We start from the raw sequence: 14,992 nt of genomic DNA on the forward strand, positions 1-14,992 counted from the left end.
CGGGGGCTGTGACCGCGAGCGGGGCGCCGTCCGCCAGGCCCGTACCTCGGCTGCCGTGGGCGGGGGCGACCGTGAGCCGGGCGGTGGTCGTCAGGCGCATGCCTCGGCCGCCGCCTCCGCCCCGCCCGCAGCCGCTGCCTCCGCCCCGCCCGCAGCCGTGTTCCTCGCTCCGGCCGCAGCCGCAGCCGCGTTCGTCGCCCCGGCCGCAGCCGCAGCCGCGTTCGTCGCGCCGCCCTCCACCGCGTCCGCGTTGGGCGCGACCGACGCGTCCTCCTCCGGAAGGCGGCGCATCAGCAGCCCGTACCCGAGCGCGGCCCCCGTACCGACCACTGCGCACAGCCCCCACAGCCACCGCGCCCCGAACCGGTCGATCACGACACCGGACATCAGCGGCGCGATGAGCGCGGCGGCGGACCAGGACAGCGTGTACATCCCCTGGTAGCGCCCCCGCCCGTGGACCGGCGAGAGCCGTACCACGAGCCCGGTCTGGGTCGGCGCGTTGACGATCTCCGCGAGCGTCCACACGCACACGGTGAGCGCGAACACCCCGACCGACCCGGCGAAGGCGGTGAGCCCGAAGCCGTACCCCGCGAGCAGGGACGACACGACGAGCAGGGACCGCGGATCGCGGTGCTCGATGACGCGCGTGACCGGAATCTGCAGCACCACGATCAGCACGCCGTTCACGGCGATGGCCATGCCGTAGTCGGCGGGCGTGAACCCGGCCCGGCCCATGGCCACCGGCAATCCGACGGACCCCTGCTGAAAGACCAGCGCGACGAGGAACGACAGCCCGACGACGGCCATGTACCGGCCGTCGCGCACCACGCTCCCGAGGCCGACCTTCTCGGCCTCCTTGACGGTGCGCTGCGGCCGGGACTCGGGCAGCTTGAGGAAGACGAGGACCGCGCACAGGGCGGTCATCCCGGCCTCGACGAGGAACCCGGCGCGATAGCTGACCTCGGCGACGAACCCGGCGCCCACGGACGAGAAGGCGAACCCGAGGTTGATGGCCCAGTAGTTGAGCGAGAACGCCCGCACCCGGTCCTCGGGCCTCACGATGTCGGCCATCATCGCCTGCACGGCGGGCCGGGAGGCGTTGGAGGCCATGCCGACGAGGAAGGCGACGGCGGCGATGGCGACGGGGTCCTGCACGAACCCGAGCAGCGCGACGGCACCGGCGGTGGCGCTCTGCGCGACGAGCAGAGTGGGCCGCCGTCCCAGCCGGTCCGCCATCACCCCGCCGCCCAGCGAGGACACGACGCCGCCCAGCCCGTGCAGCGAGGCGACGAGCCCGGCGTACGAGGCGCTGTACCCCCGGTCCAACGTGAGGTAGAGGGCCATGTACGTGGCGACGAAGGCGCCCAGCCGGTTGACGAGGGTGCTGGTCCACAGCCACCAGAACTCCCGGGGCAGGCCGGAAACCGTCTCCCGGACGGCGCGGCGCAGGACGGCGGACGGCATGGTTCCCCCAGGGCAAGAAGTAAGTGGTGCGAGGCTTGAACGGAACTTACTGACCCCTCGCTCTCCTGAGCCACTCAATTAACAAATGCAGTCAACTGTCCGCCCCCTGGGACGTCCCCCTGCCGTCGGCTCCCCGGCCCGAACACGTCGATTACGCTCTAACCCATGGCCGACGCACCGTACAAGCTGATCCTCCTCCGCCACGGCGAGAGCGAGTGGAACGCGAAGAACCTGTTCACCGGCTGGGTGGACGTCAACCTCAACGAGAAGGGCGAGAAGGAGGCAGTCCGCGGCGGTGAGCTCCTGAAGGACGCCGACCTCCTGCCCGACGTGGTCCACACGTCCCTCCAGAAGCGCGCGATCCGCACGGCGCAGCTCGCCCTCGAGGCGGCCGACCGCCACTGGATCCCGGTCCACCGCAGCTGGCGCCTGAACGAGCGCCACTACGGCGCGCTCCAGGGCAAGGACAAGGCGGCGACCCTGGCCGAGTTCGGCGAGGAGCAGTTCATGCTCTGGCGCCGCTCGTACGACACCCCGCCCCCGCCGCTGGCCGACGACTCGGAGTTCTCCCAGTCCGCCGACGCCCGCTACGCCTCCATCCCGCCGGAGCTGCGCCCCCGCACGGAGTGCCTCAAGGACGTCGTCGTCCGCATGCTCCCGTACTGGTACGACGGCATCGTCCCCGACCTCCTGGCCGGCCGCACGGTCCTGGTCGCCGCCCACGGCAACAGCCTCCGCGCCCTGGTCAAGCACCTGGACGGCATCTCGGACGCCGACATCGCGGGCCTGAACATCCCCACCGGCATCCCCCTCTACTACGAACTCAACCCCGACTTCACCCCGACCACCCCCGGCGGCCGCTACCTCGACCCGGAAGCCGCAGCAGCGGCCATCGAGGCGGTCAAGAACCAGGGCAAGAAGAAGTAAGCCCGCACGAACAAGCCCCCTACCTGCGGTTTCTCCGCGAGTAGGGGGCTTGTTGCTGCCTCTGGGCCGTCTCTGGGCCGTCAGGGCGATGGGGCCGCACGCTCTCCGGGCTCCGGCTCCTGTCTCCACTCCGCTCTGGCGCCGGCGCTCCGGAGCACAGCGACAGCGGACTGGGCCCTGTATGCGGACAGACCCCCAAGGAGGGTGACGGGCGCCTGGCGCGCCAGGTCCCGGCTGTGCCACAAGCTCTGCCCGGTCACCTTGCGCACTGCCAGGATCACATCCATCTCGCGGGCTCCGCAGTCCACGAGCACCACCTCGTGGGACGGGTCGTCGCAGATCAGCGTGTAGTACTCCGTGGACTCTTCGTCGGACATCTCGCCCTCCTGCCTCAGCGAACGGGAGCGTATGCGCCCTCGAAGATGGCAGCCACGGCTTTTCGGGTGCGCTCCTGGCTCGACGGCATGAGGTGCGCGTACACGCGAAGAGTCAGGCCGGGGTCCGAGTGGCCCAGGTACTCGGCGAGGGCCTTGATGCTCTCTCCGGCGTCCAGGAGGACCGATGCGTAGAAGTGGCGCAGGGCGTGCATGCCGTTCTCGCGGGACTCGGCGTACGACCCGCCCGGCTTCCGCTCGGGGATCACGCCAGCCGAGGCGAGGGCCCGCTTCCACACCTCCTCGTTGAGGGACGTACGCCAGACGTGCCCGCCCCGCGGCCCGGTGAAGATCAGCCGCTTGGTCACCGGAGGCCCGTCGGCCACCTTCCACGGCAAGGTGATCTCGACCGGCGGGAAACGCTTCATGTGGGCCCGCAGTGCATCGGCGACCGGCGCGGGAAGGGGTACGTCCCGCAGCTTGCCGCCTTTGGGCGGAGCGAACACCGCCTTGCTCCGACTCAGCTTGAGCTGCTGGACCACGTGAAGTGTGTCCGAACCGAAGTCGATGGCGTCGACGGCGACGCCGAGGATCTCGCCTTGGCGGAGCCCGCAGCCGGCACCCAGGTCGACCATGGCTTGGAAGCGCTCGGGCATGCCGGCGCGGACGGCGAAGAGCCGTTCCGTTGTCCAGGGGGCGACCCGCTTGGTGTCGACTGTGGGCGGCCGGACCGAGCGGGCTGCGCACGGGTTGCGCGGAAGGTGTCCGTCGTCCACCGCCGCACTCAGCGCGGCACGAACGTTGGAGTAGATCGTCCGGGCGTACGAGCCCCGGACACCGTTCTCCTGGAGCTTCCGCACCCAGTCGCGGATATGGGCGGGCTGGAAGGAACCGAGCGGCCGCGATCCCAGATGAGGGAAGGCGTGCAGGCGGAGTTGCGACTCCATCGAGGCCTGTGTGTTGGGGTCCGCTCCCTGCGTCTCCACCCAGGTTTCCGCGTACTGCTGGAAGGTGATCCGTGCCGCGCGCGGGTCGATGTACTGCCCGCGCGCCATGTCCGCCTCGATGTGGGCGAGCCACTGTTCGGCGAGTCGCTTTTGCCGGTCGGGGAAGCTCTTTGACTTCTCCGTGCCGTCCGGACCGACGTACCGGGCCCGGTAGCGCATGCCGGTGCCGTAGCGCTCGGTCTTGACCTTGCGGTCCTTGCCGTCCTGTCCGACCTCGGTTCTGTACCAGCGGTCTTGGATGTGTCCGGCCATCAGGCAGCCGCCCCCTCACGCTGCGAGTCCACCCAGGCCCGAACGTCGGCCGGGTCGAAGCGCAGGTGCCGACCGACACGGAAGCCACGGGGCCCAGTGCGCTTGCGGCGCCACTGGTACACCGTCTCGACGCTGGGCAGCTCGAACATCTCCACCAGGTCCTCGGGGGTCAGGTACCGCGCGGGCAGGGTGCGCGGTTCGGTGGCCACGTCGGCCAGGGCGAGGCGGCGGCTAGCCACGGGTGGGTTCTCCTTCGGTTCCGGGGGTTGGTTCGAGGGATGCGGACAGCCAGGCTTCGGCGTCGGAGAGCCCGGTGCCGGCGAAGACCCAGTGCGCGAGGACGTACGTTGTCCCGGGCGCGTTTTCGGGTGTGGTGGTCGCTGCCGCCTGTGCTCGGCGCCATTCGGCGCGGGCGTCGCGGAGAGCGCCGAGGGTGGTGGAGTAGCGGCGGGATTTGGTGGAGAAGTGGCCGCGGAAGCCGAGCATGTGAGCCCAGGCACGCAGGCGGAGGTGTTCGAGGCTCTTGCGGGCGCCGAGGGTCCAGGCGGTTCGGATGAGGCGGCGGGCGTGGTCGCTGATGCCGAGCTGAGCGAGTTCGGCGGCGAACTTCAGCGGCCGGTCGAGAGCGCCCGTGGCGGTCTCAGCGCCCTTGGTGGCGTACTTCGCGATGTACGAAGCAACGGCCCGTTCGGTGAGTTCCTGGTCGTCGTTGAAGTCGGCGGATCGGATGGTTCGGACGTCGAGTTGGCGGCCGAAGGTGAAGGTGTGGGTGCGGCCGTCGAGGGTCGGGCCGTCGACGCGGACCTTGGCAGCGGCCGTTTGGATGGCGTCGGTGAGGAGTTCGGCGGTGGCCCAGGGCGGGGGTGGGGTGTCGCCGCCGTTCGGGCCGTCGAGGCGGATGACGGCGTGGAAGTGGACGGCGCCGCGCTTTTGGTATTCGGCGACCTTGGCGAAGGAGAGGCGGGCGTGGTCGCGGAGGCGGCGCTGTGAGAGGCCTGCGCGCTTGGCTACTTCCCGCCGGAGGTAGATCGAGAAGCGCTGCCAGAGGGCGCCCGCGTGGGCGTTCCAGAGGACGGCGGCTTCGTAGTCGTAGGTGTCGGGGTCGAGTGGGGTGCCGAGGGCGTCGTCGTCCTGGTCGTGGTGGGTGCCGCAGCGGCAGGGGCGGTTGTCGGTGCGGCGGTTGTGGACGGGGCCGAAGCCAGGAGCGGTGAAGGTGGCGAAGACGCGGGGGTGGGTGGCGACGTGTTCGGGGGTGCCCTTGCCGCCGCGGAGTCCGGTGGTGATCAGGTGGAAGGTGTCGCGGCGGTAGACCTCGGCGCAGGCCGGGCAGCGGGTGGTGCGGCGGTTGTTGCAGCGGACGAGGAGTTGGCCGGCGGGCAGGTCGGTGGAGTCGAGGTGCTGGAGGATGCGGCCGATCTCGCCGGTGGTGGTGTCGACGTCGTACTCGGTGCGGTGGCCGTCGAGGCGGATGGGGTTGGTGCAGCCGCCGAGGCCGGAGAGTTGGCGGAGGATACCGGGCAGGGTGCCGCCTGCGGCGAGGTTGGTGAGTTCGCGCAGCGGGGGCGGGGTGGTGCGGGTGAAGATGGCGGGCTCCTTCTGGCTGGCTCGGTCAGGGGGTGACGGGCCCCGGGGCGGCCGGATGCTTGGCGGTGTCGTGGCCGCCCCAGGGGTCGGGCACGGTTCAGCGCCGGTTGTGTTCGCGCAGCAGGGAGCGCAGGACCACGGCGGCGATGGCCACGGAGATGGCCGAGACGGCAACGGCGGTCAGGAGCGCGGTGAGGACCACGCCGCCCGTGAGCACGGCGACGACGGCGCCGGTGCTGACGGAGACGGCCGGGAGTGCGGAGCGCCGGGTGGGGGCCGGGTCGGTCGGGGTGTGGGTGTGTGCGGGCGGCGGGGTGGGGCTGTCGGGGTACTTGGGCAGGAACACGGTCAAGACTCCTTATCTACTCGTCTAGGCATGTGAGCCGTTTATGACGGTCACGCCGGAACGGGTGCCGGATTCGATGGCGGGGGCGAGGAAGGTGTGGGAGAGCCAGAAGCCGAAGAGGGCGACCAGGACGACGATCCAGGTGCGGACGCCGAGGTACTTGACGGCCGCCCAGGCGAAGAAACCGAGGACGACGACGAGCGGAAGGTTGAGGGTCACGGGGCGCAGGGTCCTTTCAGCGGACGGGGCAGCGGTGGGTGCGGGCGGCGAGTTCGGCGGCGGCGCGGCTGTCGTAGTCGGCGGAGAAGCCACAACGCGGGGCGGTGCAGGCGGCGGTGTGCTTCTCGCGGCCCCGGTCGTCGTAGGCGGTGCCGACCTGGACGGGACCGATCCGGATGACGTTGCGGAAGCGGCGGTTGGCTGGCAAGAGAGGTGTCCTTCCCTTTGATCGCTTGCCTGTTGGGCGTGACGACGTGTAGATAGGCGGCATGTCACAAGGGGCACGGCGGCTCGCCGCCTTCGGTACGGCCGCGTTGGTACTTGGGCTCGCGTGTGTTGGGGGAAGGTGGTGGGTGGGCGAGTCCTGGGCCACCGTGATCACCACGTGCTGCCTTGAGGTCATGATCATTTCGGCCGTTGTCGGAACGCGGCGAGCGCTGAGGAAGCGATAACCCCCTCATCGGCATTCGCCTCAGAGCTGCGCAGCAACGGCTTCGGCCATGGGGGCCGGGACGCCGAGGCGGGCGCGGAGGGTCGGTGTGTCGATCGGGGTACCGGTGCGGGTGTGGTGTTCGGCGGCGACCTTTCGGGCGTGGTCGACCAGGGCGGCCGGGACCGGGACGGGCGGCTGTTCCGGCGGCGCCTCGATGGCGGGTTGGACAGGCGGCGGGGCTGGTGTGGCTTCGGGCTCGTGCTCCTGGTCCTCGATGACGTCGGCGCCGACCTCTTCGGTGGCTGCTTTCGGCGCTGAGTGGGCGAGGAGGGTGCCGCCGAGGAAGGCGACGGCGGGCCATCCGGCGACGAGGATTCGTAGCCAGGCGGGGACGTCGTCCAGGTCGAGGAGGCCGGCGGTGGCGACGTTCGCTCCGAGGGATGCGACGAGGGCGATGACGAACCAGCACCAGGCCGCCGCTTTGGCCGTCCCGGAGCGGAGTCGACGCCATGCGGCGACAAGCAGCAGGTCAACGCTGATCGGGTAGGCCCAGGCTTTCCACCCGTCCTGCCCGGCCGCCGTGGCTACGTCATGGAGGTGGGCGAAGGACAGCGCGGCAGCAATGAGCGCTTGGACCAACACCGCGTCGACACGGCCGAGGTGGACGCGCACGGTCCGGCTCCTTTCGGTTTCGGGCATGGGAGGGGTAGGGAAATGGCGCGAGGCGGTCACGCCGACCGTTGCGAGGAAGGGACGACGGTCAGTCGGTCACCGGACGTGGCCGGACGACCGGGGCCGGAGTCTCGACCAGGTGTACGGGCACGTGAGGCCGGAAGGGCTTGAGCGAAGGCAGGTCGGGCACCAGGTCCGCCGCCTCCCGGCAGGACCCGGCGGCATCACCGAGGGAGAGGTACGGGGTGCGGATGCGGGACCAGCCGCCGGAGGTGTCGCCCGCGACGGCGAGACCGGGCAGCTCAGGAGCGATGGCACAGGCGGCGAAGACCGCTTCGGGAGCGATGTCGCCGAGGGCCATCTTGGCGGAGGCTTCGTCGTTGACACGGTGGCACACGCGGCCGGTGAGCTGGGCCCGGAGCATGGTGGCGCCCTTGCCGAGTTCGGCGCCGAAGCGCTGCCCGCACACCTCCAGGTAGATGCCGGCGGCGCGGCCGAGCTGGGCGAGACGGATGAGCTGGGTGACCATGTCGTCCCGCCGTTCCTCGTCCTTGCGGGTCGCGGTGAGGAAGAGTTCGGCCACCTCGTCAACGAACAGGACGATAGGCACGGGGCGTTCGCTCTCCGGCAGGCCCCAGATGTCGGAAGTGATCTCCTCGTCCGGGGTGCCGGGTGCGATGCCCTGCCGTTCCTTGATCAGGTCGTATCGATCCTCCATTTCCTTGACCAGGACGGGCAGCAGCTCGGCAGCTTCGTCCGGGTCGGTGGCGAGAGCCGAGAGTCGGGCTGAGAACGGCGCCAGTTCGACGCCCCGCTTGCAGTCGATTCCGACGAGTGCGACGGGCTGAGGGGCGAGTCCGGTGATGAGGTGCCGGAGGTACATGGACTTGCCGGACAGGGTTGCGCCGAGGGTGAGTTGGTGGGGAACGGTGCGGTAGTCGCGGACGAAGGGCATGGCATCCTCGCGCAGCGCCACCGGCACCTTGAGGAACCCACCGCCGGTCTTGCGGGGCATGCGTACCCGCCGCAGGACGTCGTAGCCGACGAGCCGCAGTTCCACGACACCCGGCTTCACCGTGGTGACGTAGACGGCATGCACTCCCCAGGCGTGCCGCAACCGCTCGGCCGAGGCGGCGACGTCGGCGGGTTCCTGCCCCGGAGCGAGCCGGAGGCGAAGCCGCAGCCCGGTCGAGGTGGGACGGATGATGCCCCGGCGGGGCGGGACCGCCCGGACTTCCCGCCGGGTGGTGGCTTTGACGGCGAGGACCCGCAGCCGGGAGGGCGCGACGGTCAGTCCGCAGGCTTCCATGACGGAGCCGTACGTGCTGAGCAGGCGGACCGTGGACATCGGGCCGCCGACGGCGGACCAGTAGGCCGCCGGGTGCTTGGCCCGGGTGTACGCGGCCCCACCGCTGAGCGCGGCGACAGGACCACCCACCTCCAGGAGCGTTGTCAGGTCGGTCATCAGGCGGTGGCCCCCATGGCGGCCGGGAACGCGGCCGGTGTGACGGCGGCGGCGCGATAGGCGATGCCGTGACGCTGCTGCCCGTTGAACACGGACTCCCATGGCCGGGCGACGAGGCCGGGGAGCGAGACCGGCGCACCGAGGTTCAGCCCCTCGGAAACGCCGCCCTCCGGCACGGTGACCTTGATCAGGGAGGACTCCCCGTCCTCGATGTAGACGACGCCGATGGTCATCAGCGCCTCCCCGCTCACCGCGTCCTTGGCGATCTCGCCGGTCTGGCGGTCGCGGACCTTCGGCTCGGGAGCCTCGGTCAGCAGGATCGTGGCGGCGGTGGTCTCCACACGGATGGTGCGCACGAAACACTTCCTATCTACTCGTCTATACATGTAGCGGTCCGCGAACCCGATCTCTCGGGCTCACGACGATCACCTTGCCACACAACTTGCCCACTCGTCTATACGAGTATGCGTGTTGGGGTGTACGAGTTCGGAGAGCTGCGCCCGCGCACCACCGCAAACCGTGACGATCAGGTCGCCGGGAGCTGATACGACAGGACGTAGGCGTCCGCCGCCATGACCGTGTCGCAGACCTCGACTGGCCGTCCTTCGATGTCGAAGGCGGTACGGATCAGGTGAATGACCGGCACGCCGGAGGCCAGTCGGAGCGTCTTCACTTCGTCGGGCGAAGGCATCCGCGCACGGATCTCCTCCTCGAAGTGGTCGAGTCGGTGGCCCAGCTCTTCGAGGCGGGCGTAGATGCCGCCGGGGCCGGGGTTGGGTTCGGCGATCTGGGTGCCGCGGGCGATGTCGAGGGGGAGATACGAGGTGGCGAACTCGACCGGCCGGCCGTCGAGGAGGTACCGCCGCCGCCGGGCGAGCACGCGCCGCACGGACCCGAGCCGCGTGGAGACGTCCTGACTGGCCTTCTCTTCCTTCACTTCAAGGCTGTCAACCTGAGGGTGACTGCCGGCCGCATCCGCCTCCACGATGAACGCGGACTTCCCCTGCTCCCGATGCCGCCGGGCGAACCGGTCGGAGGCGAGCCGCCGCACGGGGGGCCGGGGCCGCACGAACACACCCTTCCCATGCTCGGCATGGACGAGCCCTTCCCCCTGGAGGATGGAGAAGGAGTTCCGGACCGTCATCCGGGAGACTCCGTAGTGCTCGACAAGCTCAGCCTCTGAGGGCAGCTTCTCGCCCTCGCCGAATCGCCCACGGTCGATGGCTTCGCGCAGCTGGTCGGCGATCTGCCTAAAGACCGCACGATCGCTCGTGGGGTCGAGATCTCCGAGGAGGCCCGAAGGAAGAGCAGGGCTCACTTGTACTCCTTTAGGTATCTAGACGAGTGGGCGAGTGTTGTTGCTACGGTGGAGAGCCTAGCCAGCCGAGAGGGCCGAGGAACGTGAGCACAGAACGCCCGCACTCCGTGAGCGTCGCCGGGGTCGTCATAGACACCCGCGGCCGGGCCCTCCTGATCCAGCGCCGGGACAACGGCAAGTGGGAACCGCCGGGCGGTGTCCTCGAACGCGAGGAGACCATTCCCGAGGCCCTGCAACGCGAAGTCCTCGAAGAGACCGGCATCAAGATCGTCCTTCCGGCGGCCCTGACCGGCGTCTACAAGAACATGACGGGCCTGATCGTCTCCCTGGTCTTCCGCTGCGAGGCAGCCGACGGCACGCCCACGACCGGCGACGAGACCCGCGCACTGCGCTGGGCCACCCGCGAAGAAGTCTCCGAGCTTGCCGACGAGGCATACGCCATCCGCGTCCTGGACGCGATGGACGCGGCGTCTCCACCTGCGATCCGCGCCCACGATGGCGTGAAACTCGTCTAGCCCGAACCCGCTGCACATGGCGGCCTACCAGCATGAAGGAACTTGTATGCACGAGTATACGAGTACAGCCCGGGTCTGGGGGCTCAGTTGCCCAGGTTTCCCGGAAGAGGTCAGCCGTGCCCGCCGCTGGACCCGCGACATCCTGCGCGGCTCCCCTTTAGCCGAGGACGCCGAGCTGATCGTGAGCGAGCTGAGCGCGAACGCGATCCTCCACACGGCCAGCGGTCAGGAGTCGGGCAGCTTCCATCTGGCCCTTGCGGTGTCAGCACAGGTGGTCGCGTTGTCGGTCACGGACGAGGGAGCCGCCGGCACAGCACCGAAGATCAAGCGCCAGGACCAGCAGGCCGAGCACGGCCGAGGCCTGGGCATGGTCAGCGCAATCGCTCATCGCGTCGTCGTCCACGAAAGCGACGGAGGCTACACGGTCACCGCCGAGCTGTTCGCGGGCCAACCGACCGGAAGCCACCCGTGCTGATGGACAAGCCGCAGCGGGGCTACTGGTGCGAGTGCTGGACCGAGGACATCACCGACGGGACGGGATGGCCGGCGCTCCGGGCATCTTTCGACGCCTACTCCGCACCCCAGGCAGACAGATGGGTCGCCATCGCACTCCGCACCATCTCACCGGCACTCGACCCCGACGCGTCTCAGGAAGCGTGGGAGTGGCTGTACGACGGCCGCATAGCGACGAGGAAAGCTCTCCTGCGAGCCGAGTCCTGCACGGTGACAGTCACGCAGGCCAGCACCCGCATCACGTGGGCGATCCGGCCCGTGATCTTCCTGCCGCTGGCACACCGCCAAGGCGTTGAACTCCCTCTCTGCACACACGACTTCAAACCGCACACAGCACCTCAGGCGCCCCACACAACCGACTGAGTTACAACCTTCCTTACAGGTTCAAGCCGGCTGCGCTCCGCTCCGCCGGGCGCGCTCCCGGCTCCGCTGCGGGCGCCGCTCCTGCCTTCGGCCCGCTCCGCCCGCGCTGCGCCGACGCGCGCCCACATGTGGATAGAGCCGGGAGCCATGAGTCGATCACCGCATAGAGCGGCCCACGGCCAAAGACGATGCCTCCGGCGGGGGATCGGCCGGCACCGGGATGGAGGAGGCACCGCCGCCGACTGCGGGTCCGTAGATGGCGTGCGTGGTGGGCTCCCATCCCGTCCACCGCCGACCCAGGCAGAGCCGAGCAGACGCGGCCCAGGGCGTCCAGGTCGTTCGTACAGTGGCGCGCTCCACCTGGACGCCCTGAACCACGCCTGCTCCACGGTGTGTGGGTCGACGGCGGACGGGATGGGAGCTGGGGGAGGTCGTGGGTTGGGTAGGCACGGGGCCTACTCGGCCGTGTCGGTTACTGGACCACTTACGCGCGTAGCGGATTGGTTGTTGGGCTGGTTGTAGTTCTGGTTTCATCTCGGTAGCTTTACAGGTATGGGGCCTCGCGAGATCTATCCGAATCCGCCGCTAGCACTAGCGGTCGTTGAACTACGCCATCCGATCACAGCTGCCCTGAGTGAAGCCGAGCAGGCCGCCCTCAAGGGCTACCTCTCAGAGGTGTTCCCGCTCTCCCGTCCGGCTCCGGGGGCGGTCAGTATGACCGTGACGCCAGCTGGGGTTACCAACGAGCAGACACCGCCCAGCCCTCGCTACATGACGCGCGACAACACCGCGTCGGTTACGTTCCGACTTGACGCCATCGCCGTCGAGACAACTCGGTACGTGAGGCGCAGTGCTCTGCGTGAGCTGTTGCGTCTCGCGGTCGATGCACGTCAGAAGGTCGCAGCCGCCGACGGCGTGACGCGTCTTGGCGTCCGATACGTCAACGAGGTGCGGGCTGGCATTGAAGGTCCTGCCGACTGGGCTCAGTGGATCAACCCCGACCTCACGAACATCGCCAGCCTAGAAGCTGGTACTACTGGACCCGCCCGATCGTGGCAGGGCATGGCTGTCTTCGGAGATCAGCAAGAGGGAGTGGTGCTCCGCCACGGCAACCTAGATGGCTACGCGGTGAACCCCAGCGGTGACCTACGGCGTCCCACTCCGCCTCCAGGGCCCTTCTATCTGATCGACCTCGACAGCTACTGGACCCCGGAAGGTGAGACGCCGACATTCGACTGGGACATCATCGAGTCCAGGTACGACGCTGCTGCGCTGAACGCCCACGCTCTGTTTGAGCAACTGATCACAGACAAGTTCCGCCGGGAGGTCCTACGCCGTGACCAGTGAAACTCGACTTTCCACCCCGGCAACGACTGTGCCGTCATCCAACCTCATCGAACCGGTTGAGCCGGTCACGACAGTCGCCAGCCAACTGGACGAGCTTGCCGAGGAGGCAGGTTCCCTGCGTAGCACCAGCAAGTACATGGCTGAGAGCACGAGTGAACTGCATCAGAGAGTGCTCTTCCAGTCCTGGCAGCACCGCATCAGCGAGCGGGGGAAGCTCGCGCCCAAGGCGCTCCTGGACGAGATCGCTGATCTGGGGTTCGCCTGGCGCGATGTAGCCCGCATGATCGGAGTAAGCGTTGCTGCGGTTCAAAAGTGGCGCCGGGCCGGCGGAGTCACGGGCGAGAACCGCCGGAGGCTCGCCAGCCTGCTCGCGCTGTGCGACGAGATCACGGAGCGTTACCACATTCAGGAAGTGGCGTCCTGGTTTGAGATGCCTCTCACCGCTAGCGCCCCGGTCACACCGATCGATATGTACACCGATGGCCAGCCGCGGTTGGTCCTGGAACATGCGAGCGGGCACAGCGACGAAGAAGAGATCCTCACCGCCTACGACCCGGACTGGCGCGAACGCTACCGGTCGGACTTTGAGGTGTACCTCGAGTCAGATGGCGCCATGTCCATTCGGTCCAAGAAGGCGTGACGAGTGACCCATCAGATGGAGAAGCCGGTAGACCCGGAAGACCTGTATCGGGCCTATGGCGACGACGTAGTATCCGCGCGTCCGATACTTACCGGCGATGTGTTTGATGGCGTGCAGCTCATAGACACGGACGGCACTAAGCAGCACAAGACAGTCATGGTTCTAGACCACCCCTGCTCGCTGCGCACTGACGGCGTGAACTTGATGCCTCGGTTGACCGTTGCCGAGGTCCGTCATCGGCAGCCTGGCAAGTGGGAGGGGTGCTACAACCGCTTCTTCCTGCCCGCCCCCTTCCCTGGGGCAGAAGGGCCGAAGCAGCCGAGCGCCGCGTTCTTCGACGCGTGTTATCACGTCTCACCAGAGCAGCTTGAGGCCGGCACCCGGTTGGCCTGCCTCAGTGACTTTGGGCTCAACCTGCTCCTGCAGCGTCGTGTCCACCACTTCAGTCGCGTCGTCGTTCCAACCTTTGAGTTCCAGAATGCTAATGGAGGGGTCTACGACGAGGCTGACCTGGTCGAGGAGTGGTGCCTGGATCGGGAGGAGGATGGGCTAAAGCCCCTGGAAGCGGCCGCCGAGTGTGTTGCTTGGCTTCGGGAGGAAGAAGACGGAGTGCGGCGCCAAGTGCTCCTCAGGGACCCTCAGAGGCGAAGCAACGTGCGGCGCCAGATGCGTGGCTACCTCCGAGAGGTACGCAAGGGCACGAGTTGAGAGCCTGCGGTCAGGCGGTTGCTGTCTGACATCAACCGCCGACACCAACAGCGGCGAACGGGCCGGACGAGGGCGGCCTCGGGCGGTCACCACACGCCCGCCAAGGTCGGTTTCCTCCGGCTTGCGAGGGTGCAGCGATCGACCTGATAAGGATGAGGCCACAGGTCCAAATCCTGTTAACCGCACCAGCACGAAGACCCCCGGTCGGTATCGGCCGGGGGTCTTCTGCGTTTGGTCGGCGTCCGGGCTGACGTCAGCCGACGAGTGATCTACGGCCCGTGCTGAGACTTCTAATGCGGTCGGCACGTACCTGCGGCTCTCCCGGCTACGCTCGTGTGGGAGCGCCCCGCAGCGCGTGGCTGCGGGGCGCCTAGTGGGGTTTAGTCGACTTCCTGCCCGTTGAACTTGCCACCCTTGCAGGTCGGGAGGTGGGCCGAGGACAAGTTCGACCGATCGACCGTTCCGCCGCCCTGCTCGCACTCACCCGGGGTGAGGCTGGCGGGGGCGGCGGTTGTGGCGGTCGCGGTTGTGGCGGTGGCGGTGGCGGCGCCTGCGAGGCCGACCCCGGCGAGGGCTGCCGTGGCCATGACGGCGGCGAGGACTCGTCGAATGCGCATTTGGTTCGCCTTTCGCGGATTGCCTCGGTTGGGACACCACTCAGCTTGCGGTTCATCCATGTGGGCGACACGTCATGTTAGGCCGTTCGGGTGACATTGCTGTCGGGTGCAGGGCCGGTGACGCGACCCGTCGGACAGGCCCTAGAAGGCTGATGAAGATCTTGGGGTTCTGGCCCTGCCGCGTGAGCGGCAGGGCCAGACTCGTGTTGTGGCGATGGGTGAGTGGGT

20 protein-coding genes are annotated in these 14,992 nt (G+C 68.7%); 7 read left to right on the top strand and 13 right to left on the bottom strand.

The features are described 5' to 3' along the window. Positions 1-90: 90 nt before the first annotated feature. The gene (locus AB0958_RS14675; RefSeq protein ID WP_366890774.1) at positions 91-1,464 is read right to left on the bottom strand and encodes an MFS transporter; all 1,374 of its coding nucleotides are present in this window, start codon (positions 1,462-1,464) and stop codon (positions 91-93) included. Positions 1,465-1,629: 165 nt separating this feature from the next. Here AB0958_RS14675 and AB0958_RS14680 point away from each other — a divergent pair, with 165 nt between their 5' ends. Then, complete coding sequence (locus AB0958_RS14680) at positions 1,630-2,391, top strand: phosphoglyceromutase (RefSeq protein ID WP_360520297.1); 762 nt, start codon at positions 1,630-1,632, stop codon at positions 2,389-2,391. Positions 2,392-2,471: 80 nt separating this feature from the next. On the opposite strand, the gene AB0958_RS14685 is transcribed toward AB0958_RS14680, so the two are convergent. From AB0958_RS14685 to AB0958_RS14735, 11 genes are all read right to left on the bottom strand, one after another. Next, a complete protein-coding gene (locus tag AB0958_RS14685; protein ID WP_366890775.1) occupies positions 2,472-2,768 on the bottom strand; it encodes a ribosomal protein L7/L12 in 297 nt (98 codons plus the stop codon). 14 nt (positions 2,769-2,782) lie between these two features. Continuing rightward, positions 2,783-4,024, bottom strand: a complete 1,242-nt coding sequence (locus AB0958_RS14690) for a tyrosine-type recombinase/integrase (protein WP_366890776.1) — start codon at positions 4,022-4,024, stop codon at positions 2,783-2,785. Next, the gene (locus AB0958_RS14695; protein ID WP_352093631.1) at positions 4,024-4,263 is read right to left on the bottom strand and encodes a helix-turn-helix domain-containing protein; all 240 of its coding nucleotides are present in this window, start codon (positions 4,261-4,263) and stop codon (positions 4,024-4,026) included. The genes AB0958_RS14690 and AB0958_RS14695 overlap by 1 nt, the downstream gene beginning before the upstream one ends. Further along, on the bottom strand, positions 4,256-5,581 hold the full coding sequence (locus AB0958_RS14700; RefSeq protein WP_366890787.1) for a replication initiator: 1,326 nt from the start codon (positions 5,579-5,581) through the stop codon (positions 4,256-4,258). The genes AB0958_RS14695 and AB0958_RS14700 overlap by 8 nt, the downstream gene beginning before the upstream one ends. Positions 5,582-5,705: 124 nt before the next feature. Continuing rightward, complete coding sequence (locus tag AB0958_RS14705; RefSeq protein ID WP_361343408.1) at positions 5,706-5,954, bottom strand: SpdD protein; 249 nt, start codon at positions 5,952-5,954, stop codon at positions 5,706-5,708. A gap of 24 nt (positions 5,955-5,978) precedes the next feature. Continuing rightward, a complete protein-coding gene (locus tag AB0958_RS14710) occupies positions 5,979-6,173 on the bottom strand; it encodes a hypothetical protein (protein WP_132888888.1) in 195 nt (64 codons plus the stop codon). A gap of 16 nt (positions 6,174-6,189) precedes the next feature. Next, on the bottom strand, positions 6,190-6,381 hold the full coding sequence (locus tag AB0958_RS14715; protein ID WP_352093630.1) for a mobile element transfer protein: 192 nt from the start codon (positions 6,379-6,381) through the stop codon (positions 6,190-6,192). A gap of 264 nt (positions 6,382-6,645) precedes the next feature. Beyond that, positions 6,646-7,278, bottom strand: coding sequence for a DUF2637 domain-containing protein (locus tag AB0958_RS14720; protein ID WP_366890778.1), 633 nt, complete (start codon positions 7,276-7,278; stop codon positions 6,646-6,648). A gap of 88 nt (positions 7,279-7,366) precedes the next feature. Continuing rightward, positions 7,367-8,743: an FtsK/SpoIIIE domain-containing protein gene (locus AB0958_RS14725; RefSeq protein WP_366890779.1), complete on the bottom strand. Its 1,377-nt coding sequence runs from the start codon at positions 8,741-8,743 to the stop codon at positions 7,367-7,369. After that, a complete protein-coding gene (locus tag AB0958_RS14730; RefSeq protein ID WP_352222640.1) occupies positions 8,743-9,099 on the bottom strand; it encodes a hypothetical protein in 357 nt (118 codons plus the stop codon). Before AB0958_RS14730 ends, AB0958_RS14725 begins: the two co-directional genes overlap by 1 nt. A gap of 170 nt (positions 9,100-9,269) precedes the next feature. Further along, on the bottom strand, positions 9,270-10,061 hold the full coding sequence (locus tag AB0958_RS14735; protein WP_366890780.1) for a GntR family transcriptional regulator: 792 nt from the start codon (positions 10,059-10,061) through the stop codon (positions 9,270-9,272). 107 nt (positions 10,062-10,168) lie between these two features. On the opposite strand from AB0958_RS14735, the gene AB0958_RS14740 reads away from it, so the two are divergent. The 6 genes from AB0958_RS14740 to AB0958_RS14765 all read left to right on the top strand — a co-directional run bounded on the left by AB0958_RS14740 (position 10,169) and on the right by AB0958_RS14765 (position 14,147). Then, a complete protein-coding gene (locus AB0958_RS14740) occupies positions 10,169-10,576 on the top strand; it encodes an NUDIX domain-containing protein (RefSeq protein WP_366890788.1) in 408 nt (135 codons plus the stop codon). A gap of 46 nt (positions 10,577-10,622) precedes the next feature. After that, complete coding sequence (locus AB0958_RS14745; RefSeq protein ID WP_366890781.1) at positions 10,623-11,051, top strand: ATP-binding protein; 429 nt, start codon at positions 10,623-10,625, stop codon at positions 11,049-11,051. Further along, positions 11,051-11,452, top strand: coding sequence for a hypothetical protein (locus AB0958_RS14750; RefSeq protein WP_366890789.1), 402 nt, complete (start codon positions 11,051-11,053; stop codon positions 11,450-11,452). Before AB0958_RS14745 ends, AB0958_RS14750 begins: the two co-directional genes overlap by 1 nt. A gap of 552 nt (positions 11,453-12,004) precedes the next feature. Continuing rightward, positions 12,005-12,799, top strand: a complete 795-nt coding sequence (locus tag AB0958_RS14755) for a TIGR04255 family protein (protein ID WP_360566687.1) — start codon at positions 12,005-12,007, stop codon at positions 12,797-12,799. Then, positions 12,789-13,439 (top strand): hypothetical protein, encoded by a 651-nt coding sequence (locus AB0958_RS14760; protein WP_360566689.1) that lies wholly within the window; start codon positions 12,789-12,791, stop codon positions 13,437-13,439. The genes AB0958_RS14755 and AB0958_RS14760 overlap by 11 nt, the downstream gene beginning before the upstream one ends. A 3-nt stretch (positions 13,440-13,442) precedes the next feature. Next, positions 13,443-14,147 carry a hypothetical protein gene (locus AB0958_RS14765; protein WP_360566691.1) on the top strand — a complete coding sequence of 235 codons (705 nt, stop codon included), beginning with the start codon at positions 13,443-13,445 and terminating at the stop codon, positions 14,145-14,147. Between the two features lie 380 nt (positions 14,148-14,527). On the opposite strand, the gene AB0958_RS14770 is transcribed toward AB0958_RS14765, so the two are convergent. Beyond that, positions 14,528-14,764 (bottom strand): hypothetical protein, encoded by a 237-nt coding sequence (locus AB0958_RS14770; RefSeq protein WP_366890782.1) that lies wholly within the window; start codon positions 14,762-14,764, stop codon positions 14,528-14,530. Positions 14,765-14,992 lie beyond the last annotated feature (228 nt).

The sequence above is a fragment of the Streptomyces sp. NPDC006655 genome, assembly GCF_040703965.1.
In the GTDB taxonomy this organism is placed as follows: Bacteria; Actinomycetota; Actinomycetes; order Streptomycetales; family Streptomycetaceae; genus Streptomyces.

What these genes read in the sequence shown, in the direction of transcription:
- AB0958_RS14675 (WP_366890774.1), bottom strand. Translation starts at nt 1,464, where the DNA reads ATGCCGTCCGCCGTCCTGCGCCGCGCCGTCCGGGAGACGGTTTCCGGC.
- AB0958_RS14680 (WP_360520297.1), top strand. Translation starts at nt 1,630, where the DNA reads ATGGCCGACGCACCGTACAAGCTGATCCTCCTCCGCCACGGCGAGAGC.
- AB0958_RS14685 (WP_366890775.1), bottom strand. Translation starts at nt 2,768, where the DNA reads ATGTCCGACGAAGAGTCCACGGAGTACTACACGCTGATCTGCGACGAC.
- AB0958_RS14690 (WP_366890776.1), bottom strand. Translation starts at nt 4,024, where the DNA reads ATGGCCGGACACATCCAAGACCGCTGGTACAGAACCGAGGTCGGACAG.
- AB0958_RS14725 (WP_366890779.1), bottom strand. Translation starts at nt 8,743, where the DNA reads ATGACCGACCTGACAACGCTCCTGGAGGTGGGTGGTCCTGTCGCCGCG.
- AB0958_RS14745 (WP_366890781.1), top strand. Translation starts at nt 10,623, where the DNA reads ATGCACGAGTATACGAGTACAGCCCGGGTCTGGGGGCTCAGTTGCCCA.
- AB0958_RS14750 (WP_366890789.1), top strand. Translation starts at nt 11,051, where the DNA reads ATGGACAAGCCGCAGCGGGGCTACTGGTGCGAGTGCTGGACCGAGGAC.
- AB0958_RS14755 (WP_360566687.1), top strand. Translation starts at nt 12,005, where the DNA reads ATGGGGCCTCGCGAGATCTATCCGAATCCGCCGCTAGCACTAGCGGTC.
- AB0958_RS14770 (WP_366890782.1), bottom strand. Translation starts at nt 14,764, where the DNA reads ATGCGCATTCGACGAGTCCTCGCCGCCGTCATGGCCACGGCAGCCCTC.